18 protein-coding genes are annotated in these 21,577 nt (G+C 56.1%); 9 read left to right on the plus strand and 9 right to left on the minus strand.

Annotated elements, in window-relative coordinates:
* Positions 1-76: 76 nt before the first annotated feature.
* From lon to RHM65_RS13950, 3 genes are all read left to right on the plus strand, one after another.
* Positions 77-2,473, plus strand: a complete 2,397-nt coding sequence (gene lon / locus RHM65_RS13940) for an endopeptidase La (RefSeq protein ID WP_322165392.1) — start codon at positions 77-79, stop codon at positions 2,471-2,473.
* Between the two features lie 139 nt (positions 2,474-2,612).
* Entirely contained in the window at positions 2,613-2,885 is a 273-nt protein-coding gene (locus tag RHM65_RS13945) for an HU family DNA-binding protein (RefSeq protein ID WP_002552737.1), read from the plus strand.
* A gap of 229 nt (positions 2,886-3,114) precedes the next feature.
* The gene (locus RHM65_RS13950; protein WP_322165386.1) at positions 3,115-4,986 is read left to right on the plus strand and encodes a SurA N-terminal domain-containing protein; all 1,872 of its coding nucleotides are present in this window, start codon (positions 3,115-3,117) and stop codon (positions 4,984-4,986) included.
* Positions 4,987-5,212: 226 nt separating this feature from the next.
* On the opposite strand, the gene fabI is transcribed toward RHM65_RS13950, so the two are convergent.
* From fabI to gloB, 8 genes are all read right to left on the minus strand, one after another.
* Positions 5,213-6,007 (minus strand): enoyl-ACP reductase FabI, encoded by a 795-nt coding sequence (gene fabI / locus RHM65_RS13955; protein ID WP_322165385.1) that lies wholly within the window; start codon positions 6,005-6,007, stop codon positions 5,213-5,215.
* A gap of 18 nt (positions 6,008-6,025) precedes the next feature.
* Complete coding sequence (locus RHM65_RS13960) at positions 6,026-7,636, minus strand: ABC transporter ATP-binding protein (protein ID WP_322183622.1); 1,611 nt, start codon at positions 7,634-7,636, stop codon at positions 6,026-6,028.
* Position 7,637: 1 nt separating this feature from the next.
* Positions 7,638-8,657 carry an ABC transporter permease gene (locus RHM65_RS13965; protein WP_322165383.1) on the minus strand — a complete coding sequence of 340 codons (1,020 nt, stop codon included), beginning with the start codon at positions 8,655-8,657 and terminating at the stop codon, positions 7,638-7,640.
* A 1-nt stretch (position 8,658) separates the two neighbouring features.
* Positions 8,659-9,732, minus strand: a complete 1,074-nt coding sequence (locus RHM65_RS13970; protein WP_322183624.1) for a microcin C ABC transporter permease YejB — start codon at positions 9,730-9,732, stop codon at positions 8,659-8,661.
* A gap of 1 nt (position 9,733) precedes the next feature.
* Positions 9,734-11,599, minus strand: a complete 1,866-nt coding sequence (locus RHM65_RS13975; RefSeq protein ID WP_322183626.1) for an extracellular solute-binding protein — start codon at positions 11,597-11,599, stop codon at positions 9,734-9,736.
* Entirely contained in the window at positions 11,596-13,425 is a 1,830-nt protein-coding gene (locus RHM65_RS13980) for an extracellular solute-binding protein (RefSeq protein ID WP_322183627.1), read from the minus strand. Before RHM65_RS13980 ends, RHM65_RS13975 begins: the two co-directional genes overlap by 4 nt.
* A gap of 185 nt (positions 13,426-13,610) precedes the next feature.
* Entirely contained in the window at positions 13,611-15,206 is a 1,596-nt protein-coding gene (locus tag RHM65_RS13985; RefSeq protein WP_322165379.1) for a LysM peptidoglycan-binding domain-containing protein, read from the minus strand.
* 98 nt (positions 15,207-15,304) lie between these two features.
* On the minus strand, positions 15,305-16,084 hold the full coding sequence (gloB, locus tag RHM65_RS13990; RefSeq protein ID WP_322165378.1) for a hydroxyacylglutathione hydrolase: 780 nt from the start codon (positions 16,082-16,084) through the stop codon (positions 15,305-15,307).
* Between the two features lie 82 nt (positions 16,085-16,166).
* On the opposite strand from gloB, the gene RHM65_RS13995 reads away from it, so the two are divergent.
* The 5 genes from RHM65_RS13995 (at position 16,167) to RHM65_RS14015 (ending at position 20,296) form a co-directional block, all read left to right on the plus strand.
* Positions 16,167-16,925, plus strand: a complete 759-nt coding sequence (locus tag RHM65_RS13995; protein ID WP_322165377.1) for a class I SAM-dependent methyltransferase — start codon at positions 16,167-16,169, stop codon at positions 16,923-16,925.
* A gap of 36 nt (positions 16,926-16,961) precedes the next feature.
* Complete coding sequence (gene rnhA / locus RHM65_RS14000) at positions 16,962-17,429, plus strand: ribonuclease HI (protein ID WP_322183629.1); 468 nt, start codon at positions 16,962-16,964, stop codon at positions 17,427-17,429.
* Positions 17,430-17,814: 385 nt separating this feature from the next.
* Positions 17,815-18,831, plus strand: coding sequence for a zinc-dependent alcohol dehydrogenase family protein (locus RHM65_RS14005; RefSeq protein WP_322165375.1), 1,017 nt, complete (start codon positions 17,815-17,817; stop codon positions 18,829-18,831).
* A 114-nt stretch (positions 18,832-18,945) separates the two neighbouring features.
* Positions 18,946-19,713: a DNA polymerase III subunit epsilon gene (gene dnaQ, locus RHM65_RS14010; RefSeq protein WP_322183631.1), complete on the plus strand. Its 768-nt coding sequence runs from the start codon at positions 18,946-18,948 to the stop codon at positions 19,711-19,713.
* Between the two features lie 31 nt (positions 19,714-19,744).
* Positions 19,745-20,296, plus strand: a complete 552-nt coding sequence (locus RHM65_RS14015; RefSeq protein WP_322183633.1) for a GNAT family N-acetyltransferase — start codon at positions 19,745-19,747, stop codon at positions 20,294-20,296.
* 145 nt (positions 20,297-20,441) lie between these two features.
* Here the strand turns inward: RHM65_RS14015 and RHM65_RS14020 are convergent, their stop codons facing one another.
* Positions 20,442-20,651 carry a hypothetical protein gene (locus RHM65_RS14020; protein ID WP_322165372.1) on the minus strand — a complete coding sequence of 70 codons (210 nt, stop codon included), beginning with the start codon at positions 20,649-20,651 and terminating at the stop codon, positions 20,442-20,444.
* 313 nt (positions 20,652-20,964) lie between these two features.
* Here RHM65_RS14020 and RHM65_RS14025 point away from each other — a divergent pair, with 313 nt between their 5' ends.
* Positions 20,965-21,528, plus strand: coding sequence for an NAD(P)H-dependent oxidoreductase (locus RHM65_RS14025; RefSeq protein WP_322183634.1), 564 nt, complete (start codon positions 20,965-20,967; stop codon positions 21,526-21,528).
* Positions 21,529-21,577 lie beyond the last annotated feature (49 nt).

The raw sequence follows: 21,577 nt of genomic DNA on the forward strand, positions 1-21,577 counted from the left end.
GGGGATCTACCCCCATCTTGGTTTCAAGCTTAATTCTATCTGTCCGCGGCTGTACGGCCGCCGTAGAGGCGAAAACATGAAAACAACCATCGAATTGCCTCTCTTGCCATTGCGTGATGTTGTGGTTTATCCGCACATGGTTATCCCGCTGTTCGTGGGGCGTGAGAAATCTATCGAGGCCCTTGAGGCCGCGATGACCGGCGACAAGCAAATCCTCTTGCTTGCCCAGAGAAATCCCGCAGACGACGATCCAGGTGAAGATGCTCTTTATAGCGTCGGCACCGTTGCAACGGTATTGCAGTTGCTCAAGCTGCCTGATGGCACCGTCAAGGTGTTGGTCGAAGGCGAGCAGCGTGGCACTGTCGAGCGCTTCATTGAAGTCGAGGGTCATTGTCGCGCTGAAGTAGCGCTGATCGAAGAGGTGGATGCACCCGATCGCGAATCCGAAGTGTTTGTGCGCAGCCTGTTGGCTCAGTTCGAACAATATGTACAGCTGGGCAAAAAAGTGCCCGCTGAAGTCCTGTCTTCCCTCAACAGCATTGATGAGCCGGGTCGCCTGGTCGATACCATGTCCGCGCACATGGCGTTGAAAATCGAGCAGAAGCAGGAAATTCTCGAAATTGTTGACCTGTCTGCACGGGTAGAGCACGTGTTGGCATTGCTGGACGCTGAAATTGACCTGCTGCAGGTTGAGAAGCGTATCCGCGGCCGTGTCAAAAAGCAGATGGAGCGCAGCCAGCGCGAGTACTACCTGAATGAGCAGATGAAGGCCATTCAGAAAGAGCTGGGCGACAGCGATGAAAGCCACAACGAAATCGAAGACCTCAAAAAGCGCATCGATGCAGCTGGTTTGCCTAAAGATGCCCTGACCAAAGCGCTGGCGGAGCTGAACAAGCTCAAGCAAATGTCGCCGATGTCGGCTGAAGCCACGGTGGTTCGCTCTTACATCGATTGGCTGGTACAGGTGCCTTGGAAGGCTCAGAGCAAAGTCCGTCTGGACTTGACCCGCGCTGAAGATATTCTCGACGCCGACCATTACGGCCTGGATGAAGTCAAAGAACGCATTCTCGAATACCTCGCCGTGCAAAAACGCGTGAAGAAAATTCGTGGTCCTGTGTTGTGTCTGGTCGGTCCGCCGGGTGTGGGTAAAACCTCCCTCGCCGAGTCAATTGCCCATGCAACCAACCGTAAATTTGTGCGCATGGCCTTGGGTGGCGTGCGTGATGAAGCGGAAATTCGTGGTCATCGCCGGACGTATATCGGTTCGATGCCCGGACGATTGATACAAAAGATGACGAAAGTGGGCGTTCGCAACCCGCTGTTCCTGCTCGACGAAATCGACAAAATGGGCAGCGACATGCGTGGCGATCCGGCCTCGGCATTGCTTGAAGTACTTGATCCAGAGCAGAACCACGCCTTCAACGATCACTATCTGGAAGTCGATTACGACCTTTCCGATGTGATGTTCCTGTGCACGGCTAACTCGATGAATATTCCTGCGGCGCTGCTGGACCGAATGGAAGTCATCCGCCTGCCTGGCTATACCGAAGATGAAAAAATCAACATTGCAGTCAAGTACTTATCGCCTAAACAGATTCAGGCTAATGGCTTGAAGAAAGGCGAAATCGAGTTTGACGAAGAAGCGATCCGCGACATCGTGCGTTATTACACCCGTGAAGCGGGCGTGCGGAGTCTGGAAAGGCAAATTGCGAAAATCTGCCGCAAGGCCGTTAAAGAGCACGCGCTTGAAAAGCGCTTCTCGATCCGCGTAACGGCGCAAATGCTGGAGGATTTCCTCGGTGTTCGTAAATTCCGCTACGGTTTGGCCGAAGTCCAAGACCAAATTGGACAAGTAACCGGTTTGGCATGGACTCAGGTGGGCGGTGAATTACTAACCATTGAAGCGGCCGTGGTCCCGGGTAAAGGTCAGTTGATCAAGACCGGTTCATTGGGTGATGTAATGGTTGAATCCATCACCGCTGCGCTGACGGTTGTGCGCAGTCGGGCCAAAAGCTTGGGAATCCCTCTGGACTTCCATGAGAAGCGCGACACCCATATCCATATGCCGGAAGGCGCGACGCCTAAAGACGGTCCTAGCGCGGGCGTAGGTATGTGCACGGCCCTTGTTTCAGCGCTGACACAGATACCGGTGCGTGCTGACGTGGCAATGACCGGTGAAATCACCCTGCGGGGGCAGGTTTTGGCGATCGGCGGCTTGAAGGAAAAACTGCTCGCGGCGCACCGTGGCGGGATCAAAACCGTGATCATTCCTGAAGAGAACGTACGGGATTTGAAGGAAATTCCGGACAATATCAAACGGGACTTGCAGATTAAACCGGTTAAATGGATTGACGAGGTCCTGCAAATTGCGCTGCAATACGCGCCGCAGCCCTTACCGGATGTGGCTCCTGAACTGGTAGCCAAGGACGAAAAGCGCGAGTCTGACGCTAAGGGAAGAATTAGCACGCATTAGTCTGCATGGCCTTCCTTGACAGCTTTTTAGAGCCCTTGTTATAAAGCGGCTCTAAAAGAGTCTGTAGGCCATTCAGCGCTCGTTTTGCTTAACACCAAAAAACTTAGAAACGTACTCAATAGATATAAGGGGACTTAGAGTGAACAAGTCGGAACTGATTGATGCTATCGCTGCATCTGCTGATATCCCGAAAGCTGCTGCTGGCCGTGCGCTGGACGCAGTAATCGAATCCGTCACTGGCGCTCTTAAGGCTGGCGACTCTGTTGTACTGGTAGGTTTCGGTACGTTCTCCGTTACTGATCGTCCTGCTCGTATCGGTCGCAACCCTCAAACCGGTAAGACGCTGGAAATAGCTGCCGCAAAAAAACCAGGTTTCAAAGCCGGTAAAGCACTGAAAGAAGCTGTTAACTAAGCTACTTTCACGCCTTTGCCTATCCAGGCCAGAGTCATTTCTGTCTTGGCAGCGGAGCGGTAGGTCAGCCGGTACAAAAGCCGTGCTGGTCCACCGAGGTCGCGGATTCGAGCCTCGACCGCTCCGCCAGTTACGAGAAGGCGCATCCTCGGATGCGCCTTTCTTCTTTCCGGATTCTACCCACGCTCCGCGGTTGGTTTAATTCAGTACAACCGTTTCTGGGGGACGCATGCTGCAGAATATCAGGGACAATTCCCAAGGCTGGATTGCCAAGACAATCATTGGCGTGATCATGGCGCTGATGGCCTTGACCGGCTTCGATGCCCTATTCAGGGCCACCAGCACCAGTCAGGATGCTGCCAAGGTCAATGGTGAAGAAATCACCCAAACCGAGCTGAGTCAGGCGATTGAGATACAACGCCGGCAGCTCGCGCAACAGCTGGGCAAGGATTTCGATCCCGCGCTGCTGGACGAAAAAATGCTGCACGACTCGGCCCTTAAAGGCTTGGTCGATCGCAAATTGTTGCTCGAAGGTGCCGCTGACTCCAAATTCGGTTTCTCCGAGGCTGCGTTGGATCAGCAGATTTTGCAGACACCTGAGTTTCAGGTAGACGGCAAATTCAATCCTGATCGTTTTGATCAGGTCATCCGCCAGTTGGGCTTCAGCCGTTTGCAATTCCGCCAGATGATGGGTCAGGAAATGTTGATCGGTCAGGTGCGCGCCGGTTTGGCGGGCAGCAGTTTTGTCACCGACGCTCAGGTTGACGCGTTTGCCCGTCTGGAAAAACAGACGCGTGATTTCGCCACGCTGACGTTTATTCCCGACATCGCGGCCGCAAAAGTGACCGACGCTGAAATCAAGACGCATTACGACGAACACGCCAAAGAGTTCATGAGCCCCGAGCAGGTCGTGCTGGATTTCATTGAATTGAAGAAATCCGCCTTTTTTGATCAGGTTCAAGTCAAGGACGCTGATTTGCAGGCGGCGTATCAGAAAGAAATCGGCAACCTTGCCGAGCAGCGTCGTGCTGCACACATTCTGATCGAAGTGAACGACAAAATGACCGATGCCCAGGCCAAAGCGAAGATTGAAGATATTCAAAAGCGCTTGGCCAAAGGTGAGGATTTTGCGGCGTTGGCCAAAGAATTTTCACAGGATCCGGGTTCTGCCAGCAGAGGCGGTGACTTGGGTTATGCAGGTCAGGGCGTCTACGATCCGGCTTTCGAAAAGGCGTTGTATGACCTGAAGAAAGACCAGGTATCGGTACCGGTGCGCAGCAGTTTCGGCTGGCACTTGATCAAGCTGTTGGGTATTGAAGCGCCGTCTGTTCCAACCTTCGCCAGTTTGAAAGACAAGCTAACCCACGAGCTGAAATCTCAGCAGGTTGAGCAGCGTTATGTCGATGCCACCAAGAAGCTTGAAGACTCGGCGTTCGAAGCGTCCGATCTGGCGCAGCCTGCCCAAGAGCTTGGCCTGAAAGTGCAAACCTCCGCGCCGTTCGGCCGTGAGGGAGGGGAAGGTATTACCGCCAACCGTGCCGTGATACAGGCCGCGTTTAGCCGGGAAGTGCTTGAGGATGGTTCTAATAGTGCCGCCCTCGAACTCGATCCGGAAACATCTGTGGTGGTGCGGGTCAAGGAACACCGTCAGCCAGAGCAGTTGCCACTTGAAAGCGTTGCCAGCAGCATTCGGGCGCAGTTGATGAAGAATCACGCCAGCGATGCGGTCAAGGCCAAAGGTGAGGCGTTATTGGCGGGTCTGCGCGACGGTAAAATACCGCTGACAGCCAAACAAGACGGTCAAAGCTGGAAAGTGCTGGAAGCGGTTAGCCGCAGTCAGGAAGGTGTTGACCCGGCAGTGCTGCAAACGCTATTCCGCATGCCCAAGCCAGAAGGCAAAGGCAAGCCGGTCTACAAGAGTCTGAAAGCAGCTGACGGTAGCTTCGTGATCGTGCGCCTTAATGGCGTCAATCAAGCCGCAGCGCCGACAGCTGATGAAAAGACTCAGTACCGCCGCTTCCTCGCCTCGCGGGCAGGTCAGCAGGACTTTGCTGCTTACCGTGCACAGCTGGAAAGCAAAGCGAAGATCGAACGTTACTAACGTTTAGCCTCGCTACAAAAAAAGGCCGCTCAACTGAGCGGCCTTTTTTTTCAAGCTCCGCGAATGCTAACCGCCTGTAGATACCAACTTGTTGGCGAGGCGCTATAACTGACACGCCGCATCAAGCCCATCGCCAACAAGTTGGCTCAGAACGTTTGCGGTGTACCCCAGCCAACAAAAAGCCCGCAACTCGTGCGAGCGGCGGGCTTTTGATCAAGCGGTGAAATCAGTCTTCGAGGTTGCCCATCGCGGTGGTGTTGAAGCCGCCGTCGACGTACATGATCTCGCCGCTGATGCCGGACGCCAGGTCGGAGCACAGGAAGGCGCCGGCGTTGCCGACCTCATCGATGGTCACATTGCGACGCAGCGGAGTTTGCGCTTCGTTGACGGCGAGCATTTTTCGGAAATTTTTGATGCCAGAAGCCGCCAAGGTACGGATCGGACCAGCCGATACGGCGTTGACGCGGGTGCCTTCTGGGCCAAGGCTGCCGGCCAGGTAACGTACACCCGCTTCCAGGCTGGCTTTGGCCATGCCCATCACGTTGTAGTTAGGCATGGTGCGCTCTGCGCCCAAGTACGACAGGGTCAGCAGGCTGCCGTTACGGCCTTTCATCATTTCGCGACCGGCTTTGGCCAAGGCCACAAAGCTGTAAGCGCTGATGTCGTGAGCGATACGGAAGCCTTCGCGGGTGGTTGCTTTGGTGAAGTCACCGTCAAGCTGGTCACCGGGTGCGAAGCCTACTGAGTGGACGATCACGTCCAGGCCATCCCACTTCTTGCTCAGCTCTTCGAAGACCTTGGCGATCTCTTCGTCGCTGGCCACGTCGCAAGGGAAGCACAGTTCAGGATTTGAACCCCAGCCTGCAGCGAACTCTTCGACACGACCTTTCAATTTTTCGTTCTGATACGTGAAGGCCAGCTCTGCGCCCTCGCGATGCATGGCGGCAGCAATGCCGGATGCGATGGACAGTTTGCTAGCGACACCGACGATCAGGACGCGCTTACCGGCGAGAAAACCCATGTGTTGTTCCTCTTCAGGTTAATCGACAGCTACCGGCGCCAAAAAGGCGGCCTCCAGCAGCTGCTGTGTATAGGGATGTTGCGGCGCGGCAAAAATGCTGCGCGCCGAACCTTGCTCAACGACTTGTCCTTGCTTGATCACCATCAACTGGTGGCTCAACGCTTTGACTACCGCCAGGTCATGGCTGATAAACAAATAGGTCAGGTTGTACTTTTTTTGCAGTGACCGCAGCAGCTCCACTACTTGGCGCTGAACGGTCCGGTCGAGCGCCGACGTGGGCTCGTCCAACAAAATCAGCGCCGGTTTTAACACTAATGCCCGGGCAATGGCGATTCTCTGCCGTTGCCCGCCGGAAAATTCATGGGGGTAGCGGTGCCGAGTCTCCGGATCCAGACCTACCTCCTTAAGCGCCTCAATGATCGCGCTTTCTTGCTCGGCCGGGGAGCCCATGCGATGAATGCGCAGGCCCTCACCGACAATTTCACTCACCGTCATGCGTGGGCTCAGGCTGCCAAACGGGTCCTGGAACACCACCTGCATTTGCCGACGCAGGGGACGTATCTGCTGCTGCGTCAGGCAGTCTAGCGTTTTGCCCTGAAAGCGTATGGCGCCTTGGCTCCCGATCAACCGAAGAATGGCCAGGCCCATGGTCGATTTGCCCGAGCCGCTTTCGCCCACTATCCCCAGTGTCTGCCCTTGGAGCAGGCTGAAATTAACCCCGTCCACTGCCTTGACGTGATCGACAGTGTGTTTGAACAGCCCTTTCTTGATCGGAAACCAGACGCGCAGGTCTTCTACTTCAAGCAGCGGGGCACCTGCCACCGTGGTCGCCGGGCCGCCGCTAGGCTCCGCGCCCAGCAACTCTTGGGTGTACGGATGCTGCGGTGAACGGAACAGCTGTTCACAGGACGCTTGTTCGACGATGCAACCGCGCTGCATGACACATACTCGGTGCGCAATTTGCCGTACCAGGTTCAAATCGTGGCTGATCAACAGCAGCGCCATGCCCAACCGGGCCTGTAATTCCTTGAGCAGTTCGAGGATTTTCAGTTGCACCGTGACGTCCAGCGCGGTGGTCGGTTCGTCGGCAATCAACAGTTCGGGTTCGTTAGCGAGGGCCATGGCAATCATTACGCGCTGCCGCTGACCGCCTGAGAGCTCGTGTGGCAGGGCTTTGAGTCTTTTGTGTGGCTCATTGATACCAACCAACTCAAGCAGCTCCAGTGTCCGCACAGTGGCCGCCTTGCCTTGCAAGCCCTTGTGCAGGCTAAGCACTTCGTTGACCTGTTTCTCGATGGATTGCAGCGGGTTGAGCGAGGTCATGGGTTCTTGAAAAACCATCGCGATCCGGTTGCCACGAATCGCACGCAAGCGTTTCTCACTGAGCTTGAGCAAGTCATGCCCTGCGTAATGAATTGTGCCGCTGGGATGGCGCGCCAGCGGGTAGGGCAGCAGACGCAGTATTGAATGCGCGATGACAGACTTGCCCGACCCGCTTTCGCCGACCAACGCCAGGGTTTCGCCGCGACGGACATCGAAACTGATGCCCTCGACCACCCGATGGATGTTCCCGTCGGCAACGAACTCCACGGCGAGATCGCGGACTTCGATCAAATTGTCCTTGTTCATCTCATTTCCTTGGGTCGAAAGCGTCGCGGGCGGATTCGCCGATGAACACCAGCAAGCTGAGCATCAGGGCCAATACGGCAAACGCGCTGATCCCGAGCCATGGTGCCTGCAAATTGGATTTGCCTTGGGCCACCAGTTCACCCAGCGATGGCGAGCCAGCGGGCAGGCCAAAGCCGAGAAAATCCAGCGCGGTCAGTGTACCGATGGCGCCGGTCAGAATGAACGGCATGAAAGTCATGGTCGAGACCATGGCATTGGGCAGAATATGCCGAAACATAATCGCCATGTTCTGCATGCCCAACGCCCGTGCAGCGCGCACGTATTCCAGGTTGCGCCCACGCAGGAACTCGGCCCGCACCACGTCCACCAGGCTCATCCAGGAAAACAGCAGCATGATGCCTAGCAGCCACCAGAAATTGGGCTGGACGAAACTTGCCAGAATGATTAGCAAGTAGAGCACCGGCAACCCTGACCATATCTCCAGAAAGCGCTGCCCGACCAAATCTACCCAGCCGCCATAAAAACCCTGAAGCGCACCGGCAATCACCCCGACGATTGAGCTGAGGATCGTCAATGTCAGGGCAAACAATACCGAGATGCGAAACCCGTAGATGACCCGCGCCAACACATCGCGACCTTGATCATCGGTGCCGAAGTAATTTTCTAACGAGGGCGGTCCGGGCGCCGGGACTTTCAGGTCGTAATTAATGCTTTGGTAGCTGAATGGGATCGGCGCCCACAGGGTCCAGGCGTCTTTGGCCTTCATCAGCTCCTTGATGTACGGGCTTTTGTAGTTAGCTTCCAGCGGGAATTCGCCGCCGAAGGTGGTTTCCGGGTAGCGCTTGAACACCGGGAAATACCATTGGCCGTCGTAATGCACGGCCAGCGGTTTATCGTTGGCGATCAATTCGGCGCCAAGGCTCAGGCCGAACAAGACCAGAAACAACCACAGCGACCACCAGCCCCGCTTATTGGCTTTGAAGCGGGCGAAGCGACGACGATTGAGCGGTGAGAGCGTCATATCAATGCTCCCTGCTTTCGAAGTCGATACGCGGATCGACCAGCGTATAGGTGATGTCGCCAATCAATTTCACCACCAGTCCCAGCAGGGTAAAAATAAACAAGGTGCCGAACACTACGGGGTAGTCGCGGTTGATCGCCGCTTCGAAACTCATCAATCCCAGCCCGTCCAGGGAGAAAATGACTTCCACCAGCAGCGAGCCGGTAAAGAAGATGCCAATAAACGCAGACGGGAAACCGGCGATGACCAACAGCATGGCGTTGCGGAATACGTGGCCGTACAAGACGGCCCGCTGACTCAAGCCTTTGGCTTTGGCCGTGATCACGTACTGCTTGCCGATCTCGTCGAGAAAGCTGTTCTTGGTCAGCAACGTCATGGTCGCGAAGTTGCCGATCACCAATGCAGTGACGGGCAACGCCAAGTGCCAGAAGTAATCGAGAATTTTGCCGCCCCAGCTCAGCTCATCAAAGTTGTTCGAGGTCAGGCCACGCAATGGAAACCAGTCGAAATAGCTGCCACCGGCAAAGACCACGATCAGCAGAATCGCAAACAGGAAGGCCGGTATCGCGTAACCGATGATGATTGCGGTGCTGGTCCAGACGTCGAAGTGGCTGCCGTGTCGTGTGGCCTTAGCAATCCCCAATGGAATCGACACCAGGTACATGATCAACGTGCTCCACAGCCCGAGGGAAATGGAGACCGGCATCTTCTCTTTAATCAGGTCGATGACTTTGGCGTCGCGAAAAAAACTGTTGCCGAAATCCAGCGTGGCGTAGTTCTTGATCATGATCCACAGGCGTTCGGGGGCAGACTTGTCAAAGCCGTACATGTGCTCGATTTCTTTCACCAGCGCCGGGTCCAGCCCTTGAGCGCCACGATAGCTGGAACCGGCCACCGACACTTCCGCACCACCGCCAGCGATGCGACTGGTGGCGCCGTCGAAGCCTTCGATCTTGGCGATCATTTGCTCCACGGGGCCACCGGGAGCTGCCTGAATGATCACGAAATTGATCAGCAAGATGCCGAACAGGGTGGGAACTATCAGCAGCAAGCGCCGAAAAATGTAGGCCAGCATCTTATTGCTCCACGCTCGCCGGCTTGGCTTGCTCAGGGGTTGGGCCGGGCATAGGCACGGGAATAGCCCGTGTGGCGTCGGGTTTGACCCACCAGGTCGAAGGCGCCACATCGTACAGTGCCGTGGTTTTCGGGTGGCCAATAGGGTCCCAATACGCCACGCGCCAGGTTTTAATGTGCCAATTGGGGATGACGTAATAACCCCAAAGCAGCGCCCGGTCCAGTGCTCGCGCGTGGGTGATCAGGCTTTGCCGTGAATCGGCGTTGATCAGGCCCTCGACCAAGGTGTCGATGGCCGGGTCTTTAAGTCCCATGAAATTGCGGCTGCCCGGTTTATCGGCGCTGGAGGAGTCCCAGTATTCCCGCTGTTCGTTGCCCGGCGAATTGGACTGCGGGAAACCACTGACGATCATGTCGAAATCCCGCGAGCGCAAGCGATTGACGTATTGCGAGACATCGACTCGGCGCAGCACGAAATCGATGCCAAGGTCGCTGAGGTTGCGCTTGAACGGCAGCAACACCCGTTCGAATTCGGTCTGTGCCAGTAAGAATTCGATCTGCACCGGCTTGCCTTGGGCATCGACCATCTTGTCGCCGACGATGCGCCAACCGGCCTCTTGCAGCAGTTGAAAGGCCTGGCGTTGTTGTGGACGAATCATCCCGCTGCCGTCAGTCACTGGCAGCTTGAATTCATCGGTGAACACTTTGCCCGGCAACGTGCTGCGCAGGGGCTCAAGAATCGCCAGTTCATCGGCGGATGGCAGGCCGCGTGAGGCCATTTCGGAATTATCGAAGTAACTGTTGGTGCGGGTGTAGGCGCCATTGAACAGCTGCTTGTTGGTCCATTCAAAATCCAGCAGCAGGCTAAGTGCTTCACGCACACGGGGGTCCTGAAAAATCGGACGCCGCAGGTTGAAGACAAACCCCTGCATGCCGGTGGGGTTGCCATTGGGGATTTCTTCCTTGATCAAGCGTCCGGCGTTGACTGCTGGGGTGTTGTAGGCGGTGGCCCAGTTCTTCGCGCTGATCTCCAGCCAATAATCGAATTGCCCGGCCTTTAGCGCTTCGAGGGCTACGGTGTTGTCCCGGTAGTAGTCGAAGGTCATGGTGTCGAAATTGTAAAAGCCGCGGTTGACCGGCAGGTCCTTGCCCCAGTAGTCCTTGACCCGCTCGTAGCGAATCGAACGCCCGGCCTTGACCTCGGCGACCTTGTACGGTCCGCTGCCCAACGGAATTTCCAGATTGCCCTTGCTGAAATCTCGGTGTTCCCACCAGTGCTTGGGCAGGACCGGTATCTGGCCGAGGATCAACGGCAGCTCGCGGTTGTTGGTGTGCTTGAAGGTGAACAGCACGCGTAACGGGTCTTCGGCAATCACCTGATCGACATCGGCGTAGTAGCCGCGAAACATCGGCGCACCACTTTTGATCAGGGTCTGAAAACTAAACACGACGTCTTCAGCGCGTATCGGGTGGCCGTCGTGAAAATGCGCTTCCGGGCGCAGATAGAAGCGCACCCAGCTGTTGTCCGGGGCCTTTTCAATTTTGCCGGCGATCAACCCGTATTCAGTGAACGGTTCGTCCAGGCCTTGGCGGGCCAGGGTGTCGTAGATCATGCCGATGTCGTCGGCCGCGACGCCCTTGTTGATAAAGGGGTTGAGACTGTCGAAACCACCGAAGCCCGCCTGACGAAACGTGCCGCCCTTTGGCGCATCCGGGTTGACGTAGTCGAAGTGCTTGTAGTCAGCGGGGTATTTCGGCGCCTCGTTATAAAGGGTCACGGCGTGTTCGGGGGCGGCTTGCGTGACGCAGGCCAGGCCCATCATTACGATGCCGCTAGCCTGCAACAGCAGGGAGCGCATGACAGTCATTGAATCTTCTCCGAAGGCTTGAGCCACCACGCGCGCAAACCCAGGGTATAGGGCGGGGTGGTGACCATGACGAACCGGTTACGGTATGCCAGGCGATGATAGTCGAGGTACCAATTGGGAATGCTGTAATGCTGCCAGAGCAACACCCGATCCAGTGCGCGGGCGGCGGCGAGTTGATCTTCGTGGGTTTGTGCGGCCAGCAACTGTTTGAGCAGGCTGTCAACCACCGGGCTGGAAACCCCCGCGTAGTTCTTGCTGCCCTTGGTCGTCGCCTGACTGGAATGGAAATACTGCCATTGTTCAAGCCCTGGGCTCAGGCTCTGGTTGAGGGTCATCGAAATCATGTCGAAGTCGAATGGGTCCAGGCGCTGTTTGTATTGGGCGGGATCTACCGTGCGCAGGTGGGCTTCGATGCCGATCCGCGATAAATCCTCGACGTAGGGTTGCAAGATGCGTTCGAGGTTCGGATTGACCAGCAGTATCTCGAAGCGCAGCGGTTGCCCGTTGCGGTTCAGCAGGCGTTGGTCGGACAGCGTCCAGCCTGCTTCGGTCAATAGACCGAGGACCCGGCGCAAGGTTTCCCGAGGAACCCCGCCGCCGTCAGTCTTTGACAGGCTAAATGGCTCAGTGAACAGCTTCGGTGGCAACTGATTGCGCCAAGGCGTCAACATTAACCATTCACGCCCCATAGGCAGGCCGCTGGCGGCGAATTCACTGTTGGGGTAATAGCTCAACGAGCGGGTGTAGGCGTCGCTAAACAGCGTGCGGTTGGTCCACTCAAAATTGAACATCAGGCTGAGTGCTTCGCGAACCTTGACGTCGGCAAACATGTTGCGCCGGGTGTTCATGAACAGCCCTTGGCTTTGAGTCGGAATCTTGTGCGGAATCTGCGCCTTGATCACATCGCCACGGGCGACCGCCGGGAAGTTGTAGCCGGTGGCCCAGTTCTTGGCCTGATGCTCGATGTAGATGTCGAACTCATTGGCTTTGAATGCTTCGAACGCTACATCGCTGTCGCGGTAAAACTCGACTTCAACCCGATTGAAGTTGTACTTGCCCCGATTGACGGGTAAGTCCTTGCCCCACCAGTCCTTGACCCGCTCGAAGACCAGACGCCTGCCGGGCTGCACGTGGGTAATCCGATACGGACCGCTGCCCACCGGAGGTTCGAACGTGGTGGCTTTGAAATCGCGGTTTTTCCAATAGTGCTGGGGCAACACAGGCAACTCGCCCAGACGCAGAATCAGCAGTGGATTACCGCCGCGCTTGAATACGAAGCGAATCCGGTGCCGGCCCAGAATATCGACCCGTGCGACCTCCTGCAGGCTGGTGCGGTATTGCGGGTGACCTTCTCTGAGCAACAACCGATAGGAAAACGCGACGTCGTAGGCGGTGATTGGTTTGCCATCGTTGAAGCGGGCCTGCGGGCGGAGGTTGAACACCACCCAACTGCGGTCGTCGCTATATTCGACGCTCTGCGCAATCAAGCCATAACTGGACGTGGGTTCGTCGCCGGAAGGGTCGTATTGGCCGGTGCCAACCATCAGTGGCTCGTTGAGCTCATTGACGCCGTATTGCAGGAAATTGGGCGTCGAAATCGGGCTGCTGCCCTTGAAGGTGTAAGGATTAAGCGTATCGAATGTGCCAAACGCCATGATGCGCAAGGTGCCACCTTTCGGCGCCTCGGGATTGACCCAGTCGAAGTGAGTGAAGCTGGCTGGGTACTTGAGTACACCGAACTGCGCATAGCCATGGCTTTCGCTGATGGTAGCGGCTGCGGGAAAGCTCAAGGCCAGGCTGATGAATAGCAGGAGAAAACGTATCACGTCTGACATCCGACTCAGGCGGCTTGGGCTACTGGGGCGGTACAGTAACAGCTTGTATCGGCTGGAAAAAGACGGCGGGCAGGCGGTGTCAGATACGTGACTCCTACAGGTTTTGTGCTCGCCCAAAAAACCGGTGGGACCGAATTCATTCGGGAAAGCGTCAGCGCTCCTTGGCGCAGCCTAACTCAGTCGTTCCGATACACCGTTAACGTCTCACCCGGCTTCAACGCCATGCCGCTGCGCGGATTCCAGCGTTTGAGATGCTGCATTTCAACGTTGAACCGCTTGGCCACCAAGTACATCGAGTCGCCTTTGCGAATCGTGTATTGAGTGGTCGCCTTTTCGCTGGCTTTTGATTTGGTACTGGCGACAGCGGTTGATTTCGAGCGGGATTTTTTGTTGGCGTCTTGCATGACCAGCGTTTGACCGATTTTCAAATGCTGGCCCGAGAGGCCATTCCAATGCTGCAGTTCTTTGACTTCGACCTTATGGGCTTTGGCGATAGTCGCCAAGCTGTCGCCTTTTTTTACCTGGTAGCTGCGGCTCGCCGAGGGAATGTCTCGGCTGGCCATTTCCTCGAACGCAGGCCCGGCAGGGGTCATGCCGGGTATGGTTGGAATGCTTAACGTCTGGCCCGCGTGAACGCCTTTGGCGGACAGCTTGTTCACGTCCTTGAGGGTATTGACTGACACCCGATAACGGCTGGCCAGGCTTACTAATGTATCGCCACGGCGTACTTTGTATTGCTGCCAGTCCACCAGTTCTTCGGGTTTCATGTTCGACAGGTTGGCGGTCAATAGCTGCGCCTTGGCCGTCGGCACCAGCAGATGCTGAGGACCGTCGATGGTCATGCGCTTTTTGAAGGCCGGGTTGAGCTGAAACAGCTCGTCTTCGTCGATATCGGCCATGGCGGCCACTTTTGACAGGTCCATCGTGTGGTTAAGCTCGACGACCTTGAAGTACGGCTCATTGGCAATCGGGCTCAGGTTGACGCCATAAGCTTCTGGCGCCATGACCACTTGCGAAAGTGCCAGGAACTTGGGCACGTAATCCTGGGTTTCCTGTGGCAATGACAGGTTCCAGTAATCGGTCGGCAAGCCAAGTTTCTGATTGCGCTCAATGGCGCGACTGACCGTGCCTTCACCGGCGTTGTACGCCGCCAATGCCAGTAGCCAGTCACCGTTGAACATGTCATGCAGCCGCGTCAGGTAGTCCAGTGCCGCAATCGTCGACGCCGTAATGTCACGGCGACCGTCATAGAAGCTGGTTTGACGCAAATTGAAGTAGCGCCCAGTGGAGGGGATGAATTGCCACAAGCCCACGGCATCGCTGCGCGAATACGCCATTGGGTTGTAGGCACTTTCGATCACCGGCAGCAGGGCCAGTTCAAGTGGCATGTTGCGTTCTTCGAGGCGCTCTACGATGTAATGCATGTAGAGGCTGCCGCGTTCGCCAGCCGCTTCGATGAACGCGGGGTTGTTAGCAAACCAGAGGCGTTGCTGATCGATGCGTGGATTTTGGCCGTTGCCTTCTTGCAACTGAAAACCCTGACGCATCCGCTCCCAGACATCCTGTGGTGCTAACGGCGTCGGTTTGCCGGTGAGGAAAATCGGCTTCTGTTTGAATTCACCGGCCAGATTGGGTGCCCGATGACTGCTCACAGGCTCAATGTGGCTCGTGGTCTGACAGCCAGCCAGCGTGGCGCTCAGGACTACAGCAATAGCCTGGGCTAACCGCGTCAATGCGTCTGAATTGATGGCTATACGTATGGATGACGACATTGGCTGGGGGGGGTTCCAAGCGAAAATGTCGGGCGATTCTAGGAACCGCTCGCCCAATGGTCAACCTTTCAGAATTTTTGTACCGATAAAGGTCGTAATTAGAACGTGTCTTTCCACGCGCGCAGGCTAGCAAAAATCGCCGTAGGCGACCGATTGTCGGTACCTGTCCGTTCGTCTGCTTTTTCCTTGACGGCGCTTTCGTGGGTCCTAATAAACGGGTTGGTGAGTCGTTCCAGCGCTAAATTTGAAGGCAGGCTAATGCGATTTTTACTGCGCCAGTGGCTGACTTGCGCAAAACGTTCCGCGATGTCGAGGTTGGCCGGTTCTACCGCTTGCGCGAAGCGCAGGTTACTCAGCGTATATTCGTGGGTGCAGTAAATGAGGGTGCTGTCGGGCAGGGCGGCGAGCCGACTGAGGGATTCATGCATTTGTGCCGGCGTGCCTTCGAACAGACGACCGCACCCCGCAGCGAACAGCGTATCGCCGCAGAACAACAGCGGGGCTTGCGGGTCTTCATGGTAGAAGGCGATATGGCCCAAGGTATGACCTGGGACTGAAAAGACAGCGAAATCCAAGCCGAGAACGGTGATCGAATCGTTGTCCTTGAGCGCGACGTCCCGCGCAGGGATTGTTTCAGCCGCAGGACCGAGCACCCGAGCGCCGGTGACGGCTTTGAGTTCGGTGACGCCACCCACATGGTCGTGATGGTGATGGGTGACCAGAATGTCGCTGAGCTGCCAGTCGGGATGCTGTTTCAACCATGCCAGTACCGGTTCGGCATCGCCGGGATCGACCACGGCGCAGCGTTTGCTGGAAGCGTCTTGTAACAACCAAATATAGTTGTCAGTAAAAGCGGGCAGGGCATCAATCTGTATCATGGCTCAGTTCGCTAAGCAGGAAACAATGGTGCATCTTAGGGTTTGTTGCGGCTCTAAGCGAGCGCCCACATGGAGATCCCAAATGACCGATGAAGCTTTCGCCCAAGCTGATCCTGAATGGCTTGCGCTGATCAGCTCGGCCCGAGAGTGGTTGTCCGAGCCCTTGGGGCAGCTGTTGCTAGAAGAGGAGCGACGCGTTCTTGAAGACGAGTTGGGCCGTTACTTTGGCGGTTATCTGGTGCATTACGGCCCTTCTGCCGACGCGCCACCTGAGGCCAAGCAGGTTCAGCGCAACGTGCGCCTCGGTGCGCCGTTGCCCGGTGTAGAAATCGTTTGTGAGGAGCAGGCTTGGCCGCTCAGCGAGCATGCGGCTGACGTTGTGGTCATGCAGCACGGCCTGGATTTTTGCTTGTCGCCCCACGGTTTGTTGCGGGAAGCAGCGGCCAGCGTACGGCCGGGCGGCCATTTATTGATCATTGGAATTAACCCTTGGAGTGCGTGGGGGTTGCGTCATTTCTTTGCCCACGACGCGCTGCGCAAGGCCCGTTGTATTTCCCCTTCCCGGGTCGCGGACTGGTTGAACCTGCTGGGCTTCGCGCTGGAGAAACGACGCTTCGGGTGCTATCGTCCTCCGCTTGCTTCTGCGGCCTGGCAAGCGCGACTGGCGGGGCTCGAACGTCTCGGCGACAGTTGGCAAAGTCCTGGCGGCGGCTTCTATTTATTAGTGGCACGCAAGATTGTGGTCGGCTTGCGTCCCGTGCGTCAGGTCCAGCGCCAGCCCATGGGCAAGCTGCTGCCGTTGCCGATGGCCAAGGTCAATCGGCGCAACCCGCAACCCTAAAAGCCTGATGGCCATATTTTTAAGATGGGAAGTTTGATGGAACCGGTTGTCGCGAACGAAAGCGTTGAAATTTTTACTGATGGCGCCTGCAAGGGCAACCCCGGCCCAGGCGGCTGGGGTGCGCTGCTGGTGTGCAAAGGCGTGGAAAAAGAGCTCTGGGGGGGCGAAGCCAATACCACCAACAATCGCATGGAGCTGACGGCGGCCATTCGTGGGTTGGAAGAGCTCAAGCGCCATTGCAACGTGCTGGTGGTGACAGACTCGGAATACGTCATGAAGGGCATGAAGGAATGGCTGGTTAACTGGAAAAAGCGCGGCTGGAAAACAGCGGCCAAACAGCCAGTGAAAAATGCTGATTTGTGGCAATTGTTGGATGAGCAAGTGAATCGCCATACCGTGACTTGGAAATGGGTACGCGGGCACACCGGGCATGATGGCAACGAACGTGCTGACCAATTGGCGAATCGCGGGGTTGATGAAGTCAGAGGTATGAAGCACGGCTGAACAAATTTCAGCAGAAACGCAATTCTCTGTAGGAGGGGCCGCCACGTCTTCGACGCCGCGCTGTCGCGCAGCAAACTGGGTGGCACTTTGTGTGGTTTTGGTTGCAGGGTGTCAGGACTGAAGCCTTCCCGAATAAATTCGGTCCCACAGTTCTGGCGCTGCACAGATTTCTGTAGGAGGTGCCGTGGCTGCGATAAGTCCCAAGGACCTTCGCCAACACGTTGGCTCCTACAGATGTTTCGCGCATTAATCCCCCGCTTTTAAAACCGAAAGTTCCCTCTTTTCCCATCAACTGTAGGCATTGCGACTATTGATACGCGTCGATGGCTGCGGTTACCGGGGCTAGATAGAGTCATCACCCATAGCTCACGCCATGAGGTGTCAAATGCAACGCTCGATTCGTCCCGAATCCAAAGACACCGCCGCAACAGTCGAATCCAAAGACCGTTTCGTCGGTCAACCTGCTACCCATCACGTATTGATACGGATTGAGTCCATCGGTATCAGCCCTTACGACGCCTTGTGGCGCCTGAATCCGACTACTGCTGAGGCCCGGCTGCTTGAAGGGCTGGGCAAAGAAATTGCGGGCGTCGTGCTCGCGGTTGGCGACGCAGTTACCGACGTGTCTCCCGGTGATAAGGTCGCGACCTATTCGTGCGAAGGTGCTTGTACATGCACCTTGAACGGCGAGTTTCTGGAATTGCCACGTTCGGCAGTGACGGTGTATCCCGATGTGCTGACTGCGGCCCAGGCCAGCGTGCATTACACATCGCTGCTGCTGGCGTATTTCGCGTACGTTGATTTGTCCAAGGTCAAACCGGGGCAGACGGTGCTTGTTACCGACGCGAGCCAATGTGCCGGTCCTGCTTTTCTGCAGTTGGGCAAAGCGCTTGGCCTGAATGTCATTGCCGCCGCCAAGAACACCCACGATAAGCAACGTTTACTCGACCTCGGCGCGCAGACAGTGGTGCTCACAGAAGAGCACGACCTGATTCATCGGGTAAACAAACTGACCGGCGGTAAAGGCGTTGATGCCATATTCGACGGTTTGGGCGGTTCACAGATGAACCTATTGGTGGATGCCCTTGCACCACGGGGCAGTGTGGTGCTTTACGGCCTGAAAAATGGCAATCAAACGCCGTTTCCGGCCCAAGAGGCGTTTCAGAAGAACATCAAGTTTTTCGTGCACTGCCTGAGTAACTTCACCGGCAAAGCTGAGTCGGGCGTCGAGCCCAACTACGAAGCGGTGCACAAAGCGTTAAGCGTCATCAACCAACTCACGGCGGACGGCCTGTTGACGTCGCGAGTGGACAAAGTGTTTCCGCTGGAGAAGGCGACATCAGCACAGCGCTATATGGCCGAGGTTCCCGTCATCGGCAGGGTGGTGTTGCAGCCGTCATGATTGCGCGCTGAATTCTGCGTCACCCGTGCGATGCCGTGGGGCGGCATTTTGCGCGGCGGGGTGTGCTAAAATTCCGCTCTTGTACGGTGTTGAAGCGTTGAGAATTCACAATTTATGGTGCTTAGATCTGTTGTACTCGATACCGAAACCACTGGTATGCCCGTTGCCGACGGGCATCGGGTGATCGAGATCGGCTGTGTTGAATTGATCGGCCGACGCCTGACCGGGCGACATTTTCACGTGTATTTGCAGCCGGATCGCGAAAGCGATGAAGGCGCTATTGGCGTTCACGGCATCACCACCGAATTCCTGGTCGGTAAGCCGCGCTTTAATGAGGTCGCTGAAGAGTTCTTTGAATTCATCAAGGGCGCTCAACTGATCATCCACAACGCCGCGTTCGACGTTGGTTTCATCAATAATGAATTTGCGCTGCTGGGACAGCGGGACAAGGCTGATCTCACTCAGCATTGCACCATTCTTGACACCCTGGCCATGGCCCGTGAGCGCCACCCCGGTCAGCGCAATAGCCTCGACGCACTCTGCAAACGTTATGGTGTAGACAACTCCGGTCGAGAACTGCACGGCGCTTTGCTTGATGCCGAGATTCTTGCCGACGTTTATCTGACGATGACCGGCGGTCAGACCAGCTTGTCCCTGGCGGGCAATGCAACGGACGGGAATGGTTCGGGCGAAGGGTCGGGCAATACCGCCACGGAAATTCGTCGCCTGCCCAGTGATCGGCAGCCAGCCCGTGTGATTCTGGCCAGCGACAGCGAGATGGCAGAGCACGATGTGCGTATGGCGGCCATCGCTAAATCCGCCGGAGCACCTGCGTTGTGGGTTCAGTTGCTTGAGGCTCAGACGCAAGCGGCCGTTCAATAGCGCGGTTTCATCAACCTCACTCAGTGGTGCCATGACCCAAGCTAACCCTGAACTGTCCATTCGCGTTGCGGATGAGCGCTTTGAGGATTACATCCTCAACAGTGAGTTCACCTTTACCGTCAGCGGCTACGCGCTTGCGCAGGTCGGGCAGCGCGTCGAGCGCTGGGAGGTTGAACCGGTCAAGCCTTACCGCAAGAATTACGGGATCGACGCTCAAGAGTTCGATCATTACCGGCACGGGCCTGATAACACTGTTCTCGTAGCGTGGCTCGGGGAGCGGCCAGTAGGTCATATGGTGCTCAGCACCCACTGGAACGGTTTTGCCCATGTCGATGAATTGGCAGTTGATGCGTCGGCCCGGCGCACAGGGGTTGCCCGGTCGTTGCTTGAGGTGGCGCAATTCTGGAGCCGCAAGCGTCACTTGCCTGGGATCATGCTCGAAACCCAAAACAGCAACTTGGCGGCGTGCAAGCTTTATGAGCGTTGCGGGTACATAGTCGGCGGAATAGACCACTTGCTGTACCGCGCAATTGATCCCGACACCCGAGAAACGGCCATTTTCTGGTATTTGATTTTTGAATAACCGAAAGAGACAGGCTGGTATCGCGCAAATCATTTGAACTGCCGCTTGGACTCGCTCTTTATCGCTCTTTGTAGAGTCGAGAAAGGGAGCAGAGCATCCAAGCGGCAGGCAGGTAATCACATGACAACGTAACCAATAGCCCGAATCAGGTGCGGGTCATTTTTACTTTGGACTGGAGCAACTCAAAGTCGTCCCCGCCCAGGTGGGTGACTCGATCACCGATGGCCAAACGATAGGTTGTGACAGGCTCCTTGCCGCTCGCCGCATCCGGCTGTGATTCCTGGAATTCATGCACTGAATAGACACGGCCTTCCGCGTCCCTTGCATGGAATTGTCCAACGAGAACTGAAGCCATTTGCTTTGTAACCTCTGAAGATAACCGCTCAATTGCGCTGACATGCTAACACTGCGCGACGACAGTCTACGCCCGCTTGTAAGGTAAGTCTGAAAGAACAGGTTCAGTGACTGCTTACTGGTGGATCAGACCGTATTTTGACTGATGAGTTTTCGTCCGCAGAAAAAAAAGTCTGGGGGCTAAGCACCGTGCCATGGGCTGCATCCGTTTGAGTTATTCTGCGCGGTGTTGCAACGCTCGGCATTGAAAACCAGACGAAGTGTGCTGCATCATCTATAACTGAATCTCCCCATATCATAAGCGGAAACTCTTCATGAGCCAGGTCTACAAGATTGCAGTCCTCGTGGGCAGCCTGAGAAAAGACTCGATCAACCGTAAGGTCGCACTTGCGCTGGCCGCGTTGGCGCCTGAAACCCTTGAACTAAAGATTATCGAGATCGGTGATCTACCTCTTTATAACGAAGACATCGACGCAGGTAATCCGCCGGCTGCTTATGTGGCATTTCGCCAGCAACTAATGGCGGCAGATGCTTTCTTGTTTGTAACTCCAGAATACAATCGCTCAGTGCCAGGCGTGTTGAAGAATGCCATCGACGTTGGTTCTCGTCCGTACGGCCAAAGCGCTTGGGGTGGCGGTAAACCCGGCGCTGTCGTCAGCGCGTCGCCAGGCGCCGTGGGGGGCTTTGGCGCTAACCATCATTTGCGCCAATCTTTGGTGTTCCTCAACGTACCGTGTATGCAGCAACCGGAAGCCTACTTGGGCAACGCCGGGGTCCTTTTTGACGAGTCGGGCACGCTTTCTGAAAAAACCAAACCTTTCCTGCAGGCTTTTGTTGACGCGTTTGCGGTATGGGTAGCGCTGAACAAAAAAGTTTGATTTCGCTGAGATCAATAAAGCGATAAGCGTTATGTAACGCAGGCAGCAA

Origin of the sequence: Pseudomonas sp. CCI4.2 (genome assembly GCF_034350045.1) — a bacterium.
Classification (GTDB): domain Bacteria; phylum Pseudomonadota; class Gammaproteobacteria; order Pseudomonadales; family Pseudomonadaceae; genus Aquipseudomonas.